The sequence below is a fragment of the Rhizobium mesosinicum genome (assembly GCF_019511345.1).
Classification (GTDB): domain Bacteria; phylum Pseudomonadota; class Alphaproteobacteria; order Rhizobiales; family Rhizobiaceae; genus Rhizobium; species Rhizobium mesosinicum.
Map to the genome: position 1 here is coordinate 26,034 of NZ_JAEUAK010000017.1, position 13,914 is coordinate 39,947.

Sequence of the window (13,914 nt, forward strand, 5' to 3'; positions counted from 1 at the left end):
TCAGTTGCGCCGGAGGGTATCGATGCCAAAATCGGTTTTTCGGTTCCTGTCGCGACAGCCTGAAGCGGTCGAACTCGAAAATGATAAGTATGTCCTGCGTCTGCCGCGTTACCAGGATTTCAACCAATGGCACCGGCTTCGCGCCGACAGCCGCCGCTTTCTGGAACCCTGGGAGCCGACATGGCGGCGCGACGAACTGACGGAAGGCTCGTTTCGCGCCCGTGTCATCCGCGGCAAGCAGGAATATGCCTCAGGACAGGCAATCCCGCTCTTCATCTTCCTGAAGAAGGATATGACGCTCGTCGGCGGCGTCACCATCGGTTACATTCGCCGGGGGGCGGCCCAGAGCTGCATGATCGGCTACTGGATGGGCGAGCGCCACGCCGGCCAGGGACATATGTTCGCCGCACTTCAATTGGTTATTCCCTATATCTTCGCAGGGCTTGAGTTGCACCGTATCGAAGCAGCCTGTATTCCAGACAACGCGCGGAGCATCCGCCTGCTTGAGAAAGCCGGGTTCCAGCGGGAAGGCTACCTGCGCGGATATTTGAAGATCAACGGTCAGTGGCATGATCACGTGATGTTTTCACGCCTGGCCACCGACGCGGATACAGGCAGGAAACCCAACAGCCGATGAACAAAGACCGCATGCTGCTGACGTCACCGTCCGGACGAGTGATCGCGGTGATCGCAGCCCTTCTCCTGTCGGTATTCGTCCTTGCGGCGGGAACCGTGCAGGCGGCCGAACCGGTTAAGATTTCCCGTGACGATACCGCGCTGGACCTGACTGCCACAACTGAAATCTACGCCAACCAGGGAGAGGCTTTCCAGGTTTCGACCGCAGCCGGTGCCGATGGTATCCGCCGGCGTATCGAGGTGCGCGCAAGCTCGCAAAACCATCAGGGCGACTGGGCGGTCTTTGCGCTCGCCAACGTTTCGGAAGAGCAACTCGAACGCGTCATCGTCGCGCCGCACTTCCGTCTCGTCAATTCCAAGCTGTTCTGGCCCGACCTTGGCTCGCAGCGCATTATCGCGATCACGCCGAGCGAAGGTTTTGCGCTGGACCGGCAGCCGAGCGACGAGGCGGACGTTTTCCGCATCACGCTGAACCCCGGTGCCGTCATCACTTTCGTTGCCGAGCTTGCCACCCCCGATCTGCCGCAGATCTACCTGTGGGAGCCGGACGCCTACAAGGATACGATCAACGCCTTCACGCTCTATCGCGGCATCGTACTCGGCATTGCCGGCCTGCTCGCCGTCTTCCTGACGATCCTCTTCGTCGTCAAGGGAACCTCGATGCTGCCGGCGACGGCGGCCCTTGCCTGGGCCGTGCTCGGCTATATCTGTGTCGACTTCGGCTTCCTCGGAAAGCTGATCAGCGTCGCCTCGGCGGATCAACGAATATGGCGCGCCTGTGCGGAGGTGGCGCTTGCCTCCAGTTTCGTCATCTTCCTGTTCACCTACCTCAATCTCAACAGATGGCATGTGCATCTCGGCTATGCCACGCTCGCCTGGGTTCTGGGTCTTGCCCTGCTGTTCGGCGTTGCGATCTACGATCCGTCGATCGCTGCCGGCATCGCGCGGCTATCCTTCGCGCTGACGGCGGCAACCGGCCTGCTGCTCATCATCTATCTCGGCTTCAACCGCTATGACCGCGCCATCCTGCTCGTGCCGGCGTGGGCGCTGACGCTCGTCTGGCTGTTCGGTGCGTGGATGACGATCACCGGCCGGCTCGACAACGACATCATTCAGCCCGCACTCGGCGGCGGCCTCGTCCTCATCGTGCTGTTGATCGGCTTCACGGTCATGCAACATGCTTTTGCCGGCGGCGCCTTCCAGCAGGGACTGTTCTCCGATCTCGAGCGCCAGTCGCTGGCGCTGACGGGCTCGGGTGACATGGTCTGGGATTGGGACGTGGCGCGTGATCGCGTCGTCACCATTCCCGATGTTTCCGTAAAACTCGGCCTTTCCCCGGGGGCGATGCATGGCGCGGCGCGCAACTGGCTGCCGAGGCTGCATCCTGACGATCGCGATCGTTTCCGCGCAACGCTGGACGTGCTGCTTGAGCATCGCCGCGGGCGGCTGAACCATGAATTCCGCATCCGCGCCGAAGACGGGCATTTTCACTGGCTCTTGATCCGCGCCCGGCCGGTTCTCGGCTCCAACGGCGAGATCATCCGCTGCGTGGGTACGATCGTCGACGTGACCGAACAGAAGAATTCCATCGAGCGGCTGCTGCACGATCCGCTGCACGACAACCTGACCGGCCTGCCGAACCGGCAGGTGTTCATCGACCGCCTGCAATCGGTGTTGACGCTGGCACCGGGCGGCGAGACGTTGCGCCCGACCGTGATGGTGATCGACATCGACCGCTACAAGCTGGTCAACGATTCCCTCGGTGTCGCCGCCGGTGACAATATCCTGATCGCGCTCACCCGCCGCCTGCGCCGCCTTCTGAAACCGCAGGATACGCTGGCGCGCCTTTCCGGCGACCAGTTCGGCCTTATCCTCGTGTCCGAGCACGATCCGGCCAAGGTTGCCGATTTCGCCGATGCGATGAGCAAGGCAATCATGGTGCCGATTAACTTCTCCAACCGCGAGATCATCCTGACCGCCTCCATCGGCCTCACCTCCTGGGTAGACCAGCAGGAGAGCGCATCGGGCCTGCTCAGCGACGCCGAGCTTGCCATGTACCGGGCCAAGCGCGCCGGCGGAAACCGCGTGGAGCCGTTCCAGCCGGCTTTTCGTGATTTCGGTACCGATCGCCTGCAGCTCGAATCGGATCTGCGCCGCGCCATCGAGCGCAAGGAGCTTTCGATGGTCTACCAGCCGATCGCGCGGCTGGAGGATGTCGAGATCGCCGGCTTCGAGGCGCTGATGCGGTGGGAACATCCCAAGCGCGGCAATATCCCGCCGTCCGAGTTCATTCCGATCGCCGAAGCCTCCGACATCATCGGCGCCCTCGGCATCTTCGCGCTGGAACAGGCCACCAACGACCTGATGGCGTGGCAGAACCAGACCGGCGAATTACCGATCTTTGTCTCCGTCAATCTGTCCAGCGTGCAGCTTCTGAACAACGAGCTTTACGACGACGTTCGCTCAGTGCTGGCGAAGACCCATTGCGATCCGTCCCGGCTGAAGCTGGAACTCACGGAATCCATGGTGATGGAAAATCCGGAACAGGCTCGTCTCGTGCTGCAGAAACTGAAGGAAGCCGGGCTTGGCCTGGCCCTTGACGATTTCGGCACGGGCTATTCTTCGCTCGCATACCTCACCCGCTTCCCCTTCGACACGATCAAGCTCGACAGGGCGATGGTGCGCGACAACAGCGACAAGAAGACAACCGTGCTGAGATCGGTCATATCAATGGCCCGCGAACTGGAGATGAAGGTGGTCGCCGAGGGTATCGAATCCAACGAGGACGCGATCGAGCTCGCCAAAATGGGCTGCAGCTACGGCCAGAGTTACCTCTTCGGCCCGCCGATGCCCTCAGAATCCGTGCTGCGGCTGCTGAAGGAACGGTTTCCGCTGACGAAGCGAGCCTAGCGACGGCGGAAACGAAACATCGTTGCCCTTGCCGTTTTCCTCGTTATTCTGCGCGAAAACATAATCGGGAGGTATCTTATGATCCTGCACTGCGTATTCATGCGGCTGAAGAGCGCTATGACACCTGACGATAAGCAGGCGCTGTTCGACGCCATCGTGGCGCTAAAGCAGGTGATCCCGGGAATTCTCGATATCAAATACGGACCGAATGTTTCGCCCGAGGGGCTGCATGGCGGTTTTGTCGACGGCTTTGCCGTGACCTTCGAGAGCCCGGAGGCCCGGGATACCTATCTCGTGCATCCCGAGCATGTGTCTGTCGGCGAGCGCATCGTCTCGTCGACAGATGGAGGTCTGGCCGGCCTTCTGGTTTTCGATCTGGTTATCTAAAATCCCGTCAGCTCAGCTCGACTTCGCCATGGCGGTGGAGAGCTGGTCGACATTGTAGCGGAACATCTTTTCGTAGGTCGGGGCCGGGCCTTTCGCGTCCGAAAGAGATTCGACGTAGAGCTCACCGCCGGGCTCGGCGCCGGTTGCAGTGGCGACCTGCTTAACGAGGCGCGGATCGTTGGAGTTCTCGAAGAAATAGCTCTTCACGTGTTCCTGCTTGATCTGCTCGATCAGCTTGGAGACGTCGGCGGCGGAGGCCTCGCTTTCTGTCGAGAGACCAAGCGGTGCCAGGAAGCTGACATTGTATTCGCGGCCAAAATAGCCGAAGGCATCGTGGCTGGTCAGCACCTTGCGGCGGTCAGTCGCGATCTTGTCGAACTTGGAATGCGCATAGGCATCCAGTTCGTCAAGCTTCCTGGTGTATTTCTGGGCATTGGCCTTATAGGCTGCCGCGTCGGCCGGATCGGCCGCAGAAAGCGCTTTCTCGATATTGGCGACCCAGACCTTTACGTTGACGGGGCTATTCCAGACATGCGGATCGGTGACGGTCTTACCATCCTCTTCCATCGTACGGGTGTTGATACCCTCTGACACGGTGACCGGCCTGCCCTTGTAGCCGGAGGCAGTGATAAGGCGGTCCATCCAGCCTTCCAGCCCCTCGCCACTGACGAAGGTCACTTTTGCGGCATTCAGCGCCTTGGCGTCGGCCGGTGACGGTTCGAATTCATGCGGATCCCCGTTCGGGCCGACGAGGCTCGTGACCTTGACGTGATCGCCGCCGACCTGGCGGACGACATCGGCAAGCACGGTGAAGGAGGCGACGACCTTCAGCGTTTCGGCCGAAGCCGGTACGGCCGAAAGCGTCATCAGCATGGGCAAGGCGGCGGAGAGAAGCAGTCTGCGGGATATCATTGATGGCTCCTGTAATCAGCCCTTCAGATGCGGGCGGGGGAAGACGCGCCGGGCAAGGCCCGACGGCGCGAAGAAGATGGAGAGGCCGTAGAGCAGCGCCGCCGTCATGATGATCGTCGGGCCGGAGGCAAGCTCGAGGTGGTAGGAGGCGATGAGGCCGAGATAGCCGGAGACGGCCGCACTTGCCGCCGCTGTCATCATCATGGCCGGAAGGTTCCGGGACCAGAGTTGGGCGATCGCGGCCGGCAACATCATCAGGCCGACGGCCATCAGTGTGCCGAGCGCCTGAAAGCTCGCGACGAGGTTCAGCACCACAAGCAACAGAAAGAGGAAATGATAGACCGGCCCGCGCCCGCCGACGGCGCGCAGGAAGCCCGGATCAAAACATTCCGCGACCAGAGGGCGATAGACGATCGCAAGGGCCAGCAATGTAACCGACGTGATGGCGCCGATCTGCGTCAGTGCCGGCGCGTCGATGGCAAGGATCGTGCCGAAGAGCACGTGCAGCAGATCGATATTCGAACCGCGCAACGAGACGATGAGGACGCCCAGGGCCAGTGACGCCAGATAGAAGCTTGCGAAACTCGCGTCCTCCTGAAGCACGGTCATGCGGCTGACGACACCCGAGAGTAGTGCGACAGAGAGGCCTGCAACGAGACCACCGATACTCATTGCCGTCAACGACAGAGAGCCGGCAACGAGATAACCAATTGCCGCTCCCGGCAGCACGGCATGACTCATCGCGTCACCCATCAGGCTCATGCGGCGAAGCATGAGAAAGACGCCGATCGGGCCGGAGCCGAGGCCGAGACATAGGCAGGCGACGAGCGCGCGGCGCATGAAGCCATAATCAGCGAAAGGGGCGAAGAAGATATCGTAGGCCGTCATGCCGCCGGCTCGCAAGCTTCGGCATCCTCATCCCAGCGTTCGGCCATGGCGCGAGCCCGCAGAAGATTGGCAGATGACATGACCTCCCGCGTCGGCCCCCAGCCGATCAGCCGGCGGGCAAGCAGCAGGGTCTCGGGGAAATGCGCCTTCACCTGTCCGAAATCATGGAGCACCGCAATCACCGTCCGCCCGTCGCCATGCCAGCGGACGACAATGTCGAGCAGATCCCTGGTCGTGCGGGCATCGATGGCGGTGAAGGGTTCATCGAGCAGGATGACACGAGCATCCTGCAGCAGCAGGCGGGCGAAGAGCACGCGCTGGAACTGGCCGGCCGAAAGCGAGCCGATATGGCGCTTTTCAAACCCCTCCAGACCGACGGTGACAAGCGCGGCGCGAGCAAGCGCAGTGTCCTGCTTTGCGACACGGCCAAAAGCACCGGCCGAGCGCCAGCTTCCGAGCAACACGGTATCCAGCACTGAGATCGGAAAGCGCTTGTTGATCTCAGCAGCCTGCGGCAGATAACCGAAATCAGTACGCTGCAGCCGGTGCTCCACCCGCCCCCCGGCAGGACGCAGCTCTCCCATGACGGCTTTCAACAACGTAGATTTTCCCGCACCATTCGGCCCGGCGATCGCCGTAAGGCTGCCTGGCTGGAACGTGCCGGAGAGGTGATGGACCGCAGGATGGCGATCATAGGAGATGGTGAGATTGTCGAGGCGGATAGCTGGCGCGCTCATGGCAGCAGGACCGCCCACTGGATGGCGCACCAGAGAAGCGCAATGATGACGATTGCGCCGCAGGCACGGAGGAGTGCCGATTGCCCCAGAAGACTGATGGCGAAACGTTTAAGATCCGGCAGCATTCGTCGTCCTTTATGTAATAACGTTACCGTTATGTTATAACAAATAAGGCAAGAATGAGGCAATGGTTCGTCGTCTTCTTTCAATTCCGCGACGACGTTCTTTGAGATCGTGAATGTCCATCGCGACATTGACGCGTACTGATCAACATGAAAAAGGGCGCCAGAAGGCGCCCTTGACATAGCAGCGAGAGCTTTTTCGGTTCAGAGTTGTTCCAGCATCGCAGCCGCACCCGAAACGGTTGCCTGGCCGGGCGTTTCTTCGACATTGAGCGACTTTACCACACCGTCTTCGACCAGCATGGAATAGCGCTTGGAGCGCACGCCAAGGCCGCCGGCAGAGAGATCGGCATCAAGGCCGACCGCCTTGGTGAAGCCGGCATCCCAGTCGGCGAGGAAGTGGATCTTGCCGAGGCCGCCCGACGACTGCGCCCAGGCGCCCATGACATGCCAGTCGTTGACGGCGAGAACGGCGATATCGTCAATGCCCTTGGCAAGGATAGCATCCCGGTTTTCCAGATAGCCCGGCAGATGGTTCAGCGAGCAGGTGGGCGTGAAGGCGCCCGGCACGGCGAAGAGGACGACGCGCTTGCCGGCAAAGAGCTGCTCGGTGGTGATCTCGACCGGGCCGTCAGCGGTCTTTTCCTTGAAAGTGGCGGCAGGAAGCTTGTCGCCGATCGCGATGGTCATGGATTTTCTCCTCGGTTTTGGCTGATCGCGGCGAGGCCGCAGGGGATCGAGAGGGACTATAAGATGCGGTCAATCAAAGGCAAGCGTGCTTTCCATGGCGCGTGCGCCGTCGATGATGAGCACGCCCCATTGCTTGCCGCGGATATCGTAATTCTTCGGCAACTTGCCGATGGCGATGTCGGCGGAATAGGCTTTGCCACTGCGCGCAACGTTCATCTGCTTGGTGAAGGCATAACCGCTCGGCCCGGTGACGACGATGTCGGGCGTGCCGCTTTCAGCCTCGGGCAGAGTGATCTTCAGGGCAAGCTGCTTTCGGTCGGGTGACAGGCTGTGGGCGAGGATGTCGAAATCGGCAGACGGCGCTTCTGGAAGGCGGGCGGCCGCACTTTGAAGGATCGTTTCCTCCTGCGGATGCGACTGGGCGGAAGCACCGAGTTTCAGCGAAAACTGCGCTTGGAAAGGGATACAGATATCCTTGCAGATGCCGATGAAAGCAGTGGCGTCGAGAACGACCGGTCCCACTTTCGAAGCAGTCAACGACAATGGCAGGGTCACCGGCGCCGCATAACCGATATCTTCGACCTTCCCGTTGAAGATATGCTTGGGAACAGGATAGGAAATGGCGTCAAGCTTTACCCCGCTTTGCGGTGCGACGCTGATCTGCGGCGGAATGCCGTTACTGCCCGGTTCACGCCAATAGGTGATCCAGCCAGGCTTGGGCTCGATCTGCAGGCCGGCCCTTATATGACCGTCAGCGTCTGGCGGCAGCGCCACGAGACGCATGCGACCGCCCTCGTTCTCCGCCCAGCCGCTCATTTCCGCATGCACTTGGCGCAACAACCCAACTAAGGATGCAGCCGAAATGACTGCGATGAACACGGCCCGCCCAAGCGATAAAATAACTCTCATGGAACAATGGTTTACCGAAACTTGCCAATTGCCGCCAGAAGTCCTGCCCATTTAAATCTTCATTTTCGGTTGATTGATTTGTGACATTGCCCCATGTTTCCCTTGTCGGAGCTTTTATGCGGTCTGGCGGCAGGAGGAACCATGTCCCTAGCAACGCTGAAGAACAGACGGGAACGCGGATTTTTCGATGGTCAGTTCCTGATCGCCATGCCTGGCATGGAGGATCGCAACTTCTCGCGCACAGTGATTTATATCTGCGCCCATTCGGACGCAGGGGCCATGGGCTTCGTCATCAATCGCCCGCAAAGCCTCACCTTCACCGATGTCCTGCTACATCTCGATATGATCAAGCAGGAGGATTCCATCGTCCTGCCAAAAGATGCGCTGGAGTTTCCGATCCAGACGGGTGGGCCGGTCGAGAGCGGTCGTGGTTTCGTGCTGCATTCCGACGATTATGTCAGCGACTCCTCCATCCCCGTCAGCGACGATATCTGCCTGACGGCGACGCTTGATATCGTGCGTGCCATCTCCAAGGGCGGCGGCCCGAAGCGGGCTACCATGCTGCTCGGCTATTCCTCCTGGGGTGCGGGGCAGCTCGAAAACGAAGTGGCGGCCAATGGCTGGCTCAATTGCGCAGCCAACGAGGAGCTGATCTTCGACCGCTACCTCGACGACAAGTACGAGCGGGCGCTTGCCAGCATGGGCGTTACGCCAGCCATGCTTTCCGCCGAAGCCGGCCACGCCTGACGACCGCATCGGTCCGGAACGAAACCCGTTCACTGACGTTTTCTGTCGGCAATGCCTGCCGCCCCCGTGTGCGGTGGGCATTTTCCGTCATATCCTGCCTGTAGGAGCTGCCATGAGGTTGTTTGCCTGCGACAATTGCGATCAGGTCATCCATTTCGACAACAGGCAGTGTGTGCGCTGCAACCATCGCCTCGGTTTTTTTGCTGGCGATCTTTCCATGCACGCGCTGGAATCGCGCGATGAGGCGAATTGGCAATTTGTCTCCGATCCGAACCGGCTTGTACGGTTTTGCGCCAATGCGGGCCTCGATATCTGCAATTGGCTGGTGGATGACAACAATGATTTCTGCATTGCCTGCCGGCACAACCGATTGGTGCCTAATACCGATACGCCTGACGGTATCGAGCGCTGGCGGCGCATCAGCCAGGCGCAACGCCATCTCTTCTATTCGCTGCTGCGCTGGAATCTGCCGCATCCGGATCGGCAGGAAGACCCGCAAGGCGGACTCGTTTTCGACTTCCTCGAAGACGCCGTTCAAAACGACGGCAACATCGTCCCGGCCATGACCGGGCATGAGGAAGGACTGATCGCCATCCGTGCGGCCGAAGCGGATGACGTGACGCGCGAGCAGGCGCGCACAGCAATGGATGAACCTTATCGTACGCTGCTCGGGCATTTCCGACACGAGACCGGGCATTTCATCTGGAACAAGCTGGTGCGCGACCGCAATGGCTTCGACGCATTCCGCGCCGTCTTCGGAGATGAGCGGCAGGACTACGGAGCGGCATTGCAGAACCGCTATGCCAATGGGCTGGCGCCCGGCTGGCAGGAGAGCTTCATCAGCGCCTATGCGTCCGTCCATCCGTGGGAGGATTTTGCAGAATGTTTCGCGCATTACCTGCATATCGTCGATACGCTGGAAACGGCACGCAGCTTCGGCATGGCGATCGATCCGCGCGGGCATGAAGAGATTGCAGCGGAAGTGGATTTCAATCCTTATCGGGCGCAGAGTGCGGAACAGCTCATCAGCGCCTGGGTACCGCTCAGCCTTGCGATCAATGCGATCCAGCGCAGCATGGGCCAGCCGGATTCCTATCCGTTCGTGCTGTCCCCACCGGTCGTGGCTAAGCTGGAATACCTGCACCGACTGATACAGAATGCCGCCAACGAGAAACAGCAGGCGGCATGATCAGCCGGCCTTCTTGCTTCTTTTGAAAGGCTCCATGCCCTTGCGGGCAAGCTCATCGGCACGTTCGTTCTCGGGATGGCCGGCGTGCCCCTTGACCCAGTGGAGCGTCACCTTGTGCCTGTTGCGGGCCTCTTCCAGTGCCTGCCAGAGTTCGGCATTCTTGACGGGCTTGTTGTCCGATGTCCGCCAGCCGTTCTTCTTCCAGCCGAAGATCCATTTGGATATGCCGTCTTTCACATAGGCGCTGTCGGTATAGAGATCGACCTCGCAAGGTTCTTTCAAGGCGCTGAGCGCGGATATGGCAGCCAGGAGTTCCATGCGGTTGTTGGTGGTGTCCGCCTCGCCGCCGGAGAGTTCCTTTTCCACCTCGCCAAAACGAAGCACCGCCCCCCAGCCACCGGGGCCGGGATTGCCGGAGCACGCGCCGTCCGTGAAGATGTCGATGTGCTTCATAGGCTCAATCCATATTCGGCGGGCGAAGAAATCTGGCGGTGGAAGCGCAGCTTGCGCAAATATTCCAGCGGATCCTTTTTTGTCACCATCGCCCCCTCAGGCGTCGTCAGCCAGTCGTAAAGACGGGTCAGGAAGAAACGCAGGGCCGAGCCGCGGGAGAGGGTCGGCAGGGCAGCAATTTCCTCATCCCTCAACGGCCGTACGCTCTGATACCCTTCCAGCATCTGCATGCCCTTGGTGATGTTGTAGGCACCGTCCTTCTCGAAACACCAGGCATTGAGGCAGATCGAGACGTCATAGGCGAGAAGATCGTTGCAGGCGAAATAGAAATCGATGAGCCCCGACAGTTCGTCACCGAGGAAGAAGACGTTATCAGGGAAAAGATCGGCGTGGATGATGCCATCGGGCAAATCCTTCGGCCAAGAAGCCTGGAGGAAATTGAGATCGCTGCGGATCTCGTTCTGCAGCCCGGGCTCGACCTCGTCGGCGCGTGATTCCGACTTGTCCCACAGTGTCTGCCAACCTTTCAGCGACAAAGCATTCGGGCGCTTCAGTGCAAAACCTTCGCCAGCGACATGCATCTGCGCCAGTGCCTTGCCGACTTCGCGGCAGTGTTTGGCTTCCGGCTTTCTGAGCCACATGCCTTCGAGGAAGGAAATGAGCGCTGCAGGGCGGCCCGACAGCGTGCCGAGCAGCGCGCCATCCTTGCGCGGCAATGGCAGCGGGCAGGACAGGCCGCCGGCCGACAAATGCTGCATCAGGCCGAGGAAGAAGGGCAGATCGCTCTTTTCCACCCGCTTTTCGTAGAGCGTCAGGATGAGTGGCGCCTTGGATGTGTGCAGCAGGAAATTGGAATTCTCTACTCCTTCCGCGATGCCCTTATAGGAGAGCAACTGGCCGGCATCATATTCAGTGAGAAACCATTTCAGCTCGTCTTCGGCGATATCGGTATAAACTGCCAAGGTGGGTATCTCACTGTAGTAGCGGTGTTATCGGGTAGGCAGCGCAGAGAGGGCAGCCCCTCGCCTCATTCTCCGTTCACGAATGCCATGTCAGCCGTCGTCAATTCAAGGCTGCGCAGTTCGCGATTAACGAGGAAATGTTCATTTTCCTGCACGGTTTCGGCAAGCTCGACGCGCGCATCGAAGCGGGTGCGGAAGGCCTCGATGATCTCGTTGACGATCACTTCCGGGGCGGAAGCACCGGCGGACAGGCCGAGCGTGGCAATCGGGCCGATCTCATCCCAGTCGAGCTCGGAAGCGCGCTGCACGAGGATCGACTTCTTCGCACCTGCGCGGAGCGCCACTTCGACCAGCCGCTTGGAATTGGAGGAATTCGGCGCGCCGACGATGATGAACAGATCGCAGCCGAGGGCTGCTTCTTTCACCACCTCCTGGCGATTGGTCGTGGCATAGCAGATGGAATCAGCGGCCGGCGCCTGCAGCTTGGGGAAGCGCTCTTCCAGCCGTTTGATGACGCCGGCGGTATCGTCGACCGAAAGCGTCGTCTGGGTGACATAGCCGAGATTATCGGGATCATCAGGCTGATAAACGTCTGCATCCTCGACAGTTTCGATGAGCGAAACCGTGCCTTCGGGCAACTGACCCATGGTGCCGATAACTTCCGGATGGCCGGCGTGGCCGATCAGGACGACATGGCGGCCGAGGCGATTATGGCGCATCGCCTGCTTGTGGACCTTGGAGACCAGCGGACAGGTTGCGTCGAGATAGAAGAGGTTGCGGGCATTGGCATCCGCCGGCACGGACTTCGGCACACCATGGGCGGAAAAGACGACAGGCTGGGCGCGATGTTCCGCCGGGATCTCGTCGAGCTCCTCGACGAAAACCGCGCCCTTCGCCTCCAACCCTTCCACGACATAGCGGTTATGGACGATCTCGTGGCGGACATAGACGGGCGCGCCATAGGCCTTCAGCGCCAGCACGACGATCTGGATCGCCCGATCGACGCCGGCGCAGAAGCCGCGCGGACCGCAGAGCCTGATCGTCAACGGAGGTTTTGCCGCAATGTTCATAGCATATCCAGGTTAAGCTTCAGGGACCTCTAACCCAATATGGGATGGAATTGAAGCGATACTATTGCGCTGCACCCTTGCGGGGACGGAACCAGGAGATGGCGACGACAACGAACAGCACCGCAGCCAGCCCGTACCAGGTGAAAGCATATTGCAGATGATCGTTCGGCAGATCGACCTGTGTCACGCCACCTATCGGAAAGCCCGCCGGGTTGGGCGTGGAATCGGCATCGACGAAGAAGGGCACGACCTCAGCCTTATCGAGATCGACGCTCGACGCCATTACATCGAGATCTTTCCAATAGAAGATGTTCTTCGCCACGTCATTGTCAGGCACCAGCCAGGAGGGTTTGCCGGGAAGTTTGGCACGCGCGAGGCCGGTAACCGTCTGCTGGCCGGTCAACTGGCCCTGCATACGCATTTCCGGCTCCTTATTCTCGTAGGCAACAAAGCCTCTGTTGACGAAGAGGTAGCGCCCGTCAGCAAGCTGCAGCGGCGTATAGATATAATAGCCGGTCTGGCCGCGCCAGGTGGCGAAGAAATGGCGTTCCTTGTTGTTGATGTAGCGGCCAGTAGCAGTGACCGTGCGGTATTCGATATCGCCGCCCTGAGCGGCCATCGTCTCGATATCGGCAAGCGGAACCGGAGCTGCGGCTCGGCGCTCGGCAATATCTGCGAGCAGCCCCTCCTTCCAGTGAAGACGCTCTACCTGCCAGGTACCGAGCGAGATCAGGATAGCGAGTGCGATGAGAACGGCAGTGCCGGTAAACACCGGCAACTTGCGGCGCGGGACCGGACTCTCGATGTCAGTCACTCAGGCGTCCCTCGCGAGCATTATGGCGATATTGCATGGCGATGAGGATGCCCTTGCACCAGCGCAGAGCCAGCAGGGAGAGTATGATTGTGAGCGGGGCAAAGAGCAGAATGTGAACCCAGATCGGCGGCGCATAATTGACCTGCAGCCAGAGCACCGAACCAATAATGATGAAGCCGACGATGAGGATGACGAAGACGGCGGGGCCATCGCCTGCATCGGCGAAGGAATAGTCGAGCCCGCAGGCTGAGCAGTGCGGCTTGAGGCCCAGCACGCCATCGAAAAGCTGTCCATGACCGCAGCGCGGGCAGCATCCCTTGATGCCGGTCTTGACCGGATCGAGCGGTGGAAATTGCGCGTTGTCTTCACTCATGCCCGTCTCCCATGCCAACGCTTTTGCCGTCTGCCTTAACTCTCCCATAAAGTATTCGCATCCCGAATGGAAATACCTGCGCGGTTTCGCCCGCTGCATAATTCGTCAAATCGAC

The 13,914-nt window shown here is 60.1% G+C and carries 16 protein-coding genes; 5 read left to right on the top strand and 11 right to left on the bottom strand.

The genetic code is table 11. From position 1 onward, the window contains the following. The first annotated feature begins 22 nt into the window (after window positions 1-22). From JNB85_RS28895 to JNB85_RS28905, 3 genes are all read left to right on the top strand, one after another. A complete protein-coding gene (locus JNB85_RS28895; RefSeq protein WP_220337836.1) occupies window positions 23-637 on the top strand; it encodes a GNAT family N-acetyltransferase in 615 nt (204 codons plus the stop codon). Beyond that, window positions 634-3,546 carry a sensor domain-containing phosphodiesterase gene (locus tag JNB85_RS28900; RefSeq protein WP_220337837.1) on the top strand — a complete coding sequence of 971 codons (2,913 nt, stop codon included), beginning with the start codon at window positions 634-636 and terminating at the stop codon, window positions 3,544-3,546. The genes JNB85_RS28895 and JNB85_RS28900 overlap by 4 nt, the downstream gene beginning before the upstream one ends. A gap of 78 nt (window positions 3,547-3,624) precedes the next feature. Continuing rightward, the gene (locus tag JNB85_RS28905) at window positions 3,625-3,933 is read left to right on the top strand and encodes a Dabb family protein (RefSeq protein WP_220337838.1); all 309 of its coding nucleotides are present in this window, start codon (window positions 3,625-3,627) and stop codon (window positions 3,931-3,933) included. Between the two features lie 12 nt (window positions 3,934-3,945). Here JNB85_RS28905 and JNB85_RS28910 read toward each other — a convergent pair whose 3' ends face one another. The 6 genes from JNB85_RS28910 to JNB85_RS28930 form a co-directional block, all read right to left on the bottom strand. After that, complete coding sequence (locus JNB85_RS28910) at window positions 3,946-4,845, bottom strand: metal ABC transporter solute-binding protein, Zn/Mn family (RefSeq protein WP_220337839.1); 900 nt, start codon at window positions 4,843-4,845, stop codon at window positions 3,946-3,948. 15 nt (window positions 4,846-4,860) lie between these two features. After that, complete coding sequence (locus JNB85_RS28915; protein WP_220337840.1) at window positions 4,861-5,733, bottom strand: metal ABC transporter permease; 873 nt, start codon at window positions 5,731-5,733, stop codon at window positions 4,861-4,863. Beyond that, window positions 5,730-6,470, bottom strand: a complete 741-nt coding sequence (locus JNB85_RS28920) for a metal ABC transporter ATP-binding protein (RefSeq protein WP_220337841.1) — start codon at window positions 6,468-6,470, stop codon at window positions 5,730-5,732. Before JNB85_RS28920 ends, JNB85_RS28915 begins: the two co-directional genes overlap by 4 nt. Continuing rightward, entirely contained in the window at window positions 6,467-6,595 is a 129-nt protein-coding gene (locus JNB85_RS31005; RefSeq protein WP_262928203.1) for a hypothetical protein, read from the bottom strand. Before JNB85_RS31005 ends, JNB85_RS28920 begins: the two co-directional genes overlap by 4 nt. Window positions 6,596-6,796: 201 nt before the next feature. Beyond that, window positions 6,797-7,282 (bottom strand): peroxiredoxin, encoded by a 486-nt coding sequence (locus tag JNB85_RS28925; RefSeq protein WP_220337842.1) that lies wholly within the window; start codon window positions 7,280-7,282, stop codon window positions 6,797-6,799. 69 nt (window positions 7,283-7,351) lie between these two features. Further along, on the bottom strand, window positions 7,352-8,191 hold the full coding sequence (locus JNB85_RS28930; protein WP_220337843.1) for a protein-disulfide reductase DsbD domain-containing protein: 840 nt from the start codon (window positions 8,189-8,191) through the stop codon (window positions 7,352-7,354). 141 nt (window positions 8,192-8,332) lie between these two features. Between JNB85_RS28930 and JNB85_RS28935 the strand changes: the two genes are divergently transcribed. Continuing rightward, a complete protein-coding gene (locus JNB85_RS28935; protein ID WP_220337844.1) occupies window positions 8,333-8,938 on the top strand; it encodes a YqgE/AlgH family protein in 606 nt (201 codons plus the stop codon). A gap of 112 nt (window positions 8,939-9,050) precedes the next feature. Beyond that, window positions 9,051-10,127, top strand: coding sequence for a zinc-binding metallopeptidase family protein (locus JNB85_RS28940; RefSeq protein ID WP_220337845.1), 1,077 nt, complete (start codon window positions 9,051-9,053; stop codon window positions 10,125-10,127). On the opposite strand, the gene rnhA is transcribed toward JNB85_RS28940, so the two are convergent. The 5 genes from rnhA to JNB85_RS28965 all read right to left on the bottom strand — a co-directional run bounded on the left by rnhA (window position 10,128) and on the right by JNB85_RS28965 (window position 13,799). After that, complete coding sequence (gene rnhA / locus JNB85_RS28945; RefSeq protein WP_220337846.1) at window positions 10,128-10,580, bottom strand: ribonuclease HI; 453 nt, start codon at window positions 10,578-10,580, stop codon at window positions 10,128-10,130. After that, window positions 10,577-11,542 (bottom strand): homoserine kinase, encoded by a 966-nt coding sequence (locus JNB85_RS28950; protein ID WP_220337847.1) that lies wholly within the window; start codon window positions 11,540-11,542, stop codon window positions 10,577-10,579. The genes rnhA and JNB85_RS28950 overlap by 4 nt, the downstream gene beginning before the upstream one ends. 65 nt (window positions 11,543-11,607) lie before the next feature. After that, entirely contained in the window at window positions 11,608-12,612 is a 1,005-nt protein-coding gene (gene ispH, locus JNB85_RS28955) for a 4-hydroxy-3-methylbut-2-enyl diphosphate reductase (RefSeq protein ID WP_220337848.1), read from the bottom strand. A gap of 61 nt (window positions 12,613-12,673) precedes the next feature. Next, window positions 12,674-13,426, bottom strand: coding sequence for an SURF1 family protein (locus tag JNB85_RS28960; RefSeq protein WP_220337849.1), 753 nt, complete (start codon window positions 13,424-13,426; stop codon window positions 12,674-12,676). After that, window positions 13,419-13,799, bottom strand: a complete 381-nt coding sequence (locus JNB85_RS28965; protein WP_220337850.1) for a DUF983 domain-containing protein — start codon at window positions 13,797-13,799, stop codon at window positions 13,419-13,421. The genes JNB85_RS28960 and JNB85_RS28965 overlap by 8 nt, the downstream gene beginning before the upstream one ends. Window positions 13,800-13,914 lie beyond the last annotated feature (115 nt).

Coding starts and splice junctions, on each gene's coding strand:
- JNB85_RS28965 (WP_220337850.1), bottom strand. CDS start 13,799: ATGAGTGAAGACAACGCGCAATTTCCACCGCTCGATCCGGTCAAGACC.
- JNB85_RS28905 (WP_220337838.1), top strand. CDS start 3,625: ATGATCCTGCACTGCGTATTCATGCGGCTGAAGAGCGCTATGACACCT.
- JNB85_RS28915 (WP_220337840.1), bottom strand. CDS start 5,733: ATGACGGCCTACGATATCTTCTTCGCCCCTTTCGCTGATTATGGCTTC.
- JNB85_RS28900 (WP_220337837.1), top strand. CDS start 634: ATGAACAAAGACCGCATGCTGCTGACGTCACCGTCCGGACGAGTGATC.
- JNB85_RS28930 (WP_220337843.1), bottom strand. CDS start 8,191: ATGAGAGTTATTTTATCGCTTGGGCGGGCCGTGTTCATCGCAGTCATT.
- rnhA (WP_220337846.1), bottom strand. CDS start 10,580: ATGAAGCACATCGACATCTTCACGGACGGCGCGTGCTCCGGCAATCCC.
- JNB85_RS28910 (WP_220337839.1), bottom strand. CDS start 4,845: ATGATATCCCGCAGACTGCTTCTCTCCGCCGCCTTGCCCATGCTGATG.
- JNB85_RS28940 (WP_220337845.1), top strand. CDS start 9,051: ATGAGGTTGTTTGCCTGCGACAATTGCGATCAGGTCATCCATTTCGAC.
- ispH (WP_220337848.1), bottom strand. CDS start 12,612: ATGAACATTGCGGCAAAACCTCCGTTGACGATCAGGCTCTGCGGTCCG.
- JNB85_RS31005 (WP_262928203.1), bottom strand. CDS start 6,595: ATGCTGCCGGATCTTAAACGTTTCGCCATCAGTCTTCTGGGGCAATCG.
- JNB85_RS28935 (WP_220337844.1), top strand. CDS start 8,333: ATGTCCCTAGCAACGCTGAAGAACAGACGGGAACGCGGATTTTTCGAT.
- JNB85_RS28925 (WP_220337842.1), bottom strand. CDS start 7,282: ATGACCATCGCGATCGGCGACAAGCTTCCTGCCGCCACTTTCAAGGAA.
- JNB85_RS28920 (WP_220337841.1), bottom strand. CDS start 6,470: ATGAGCGCGCCAGCTATCCGCCTCGACAATCTCACCATCTCCTATGAT.
- JNB85_RS28895 (WP_220337836.1), top strand. CDS start 23: ATGCCAAAATCGGTTTTTCGGTTCCTGTCGCGACAGCCTGAAGCGGTC.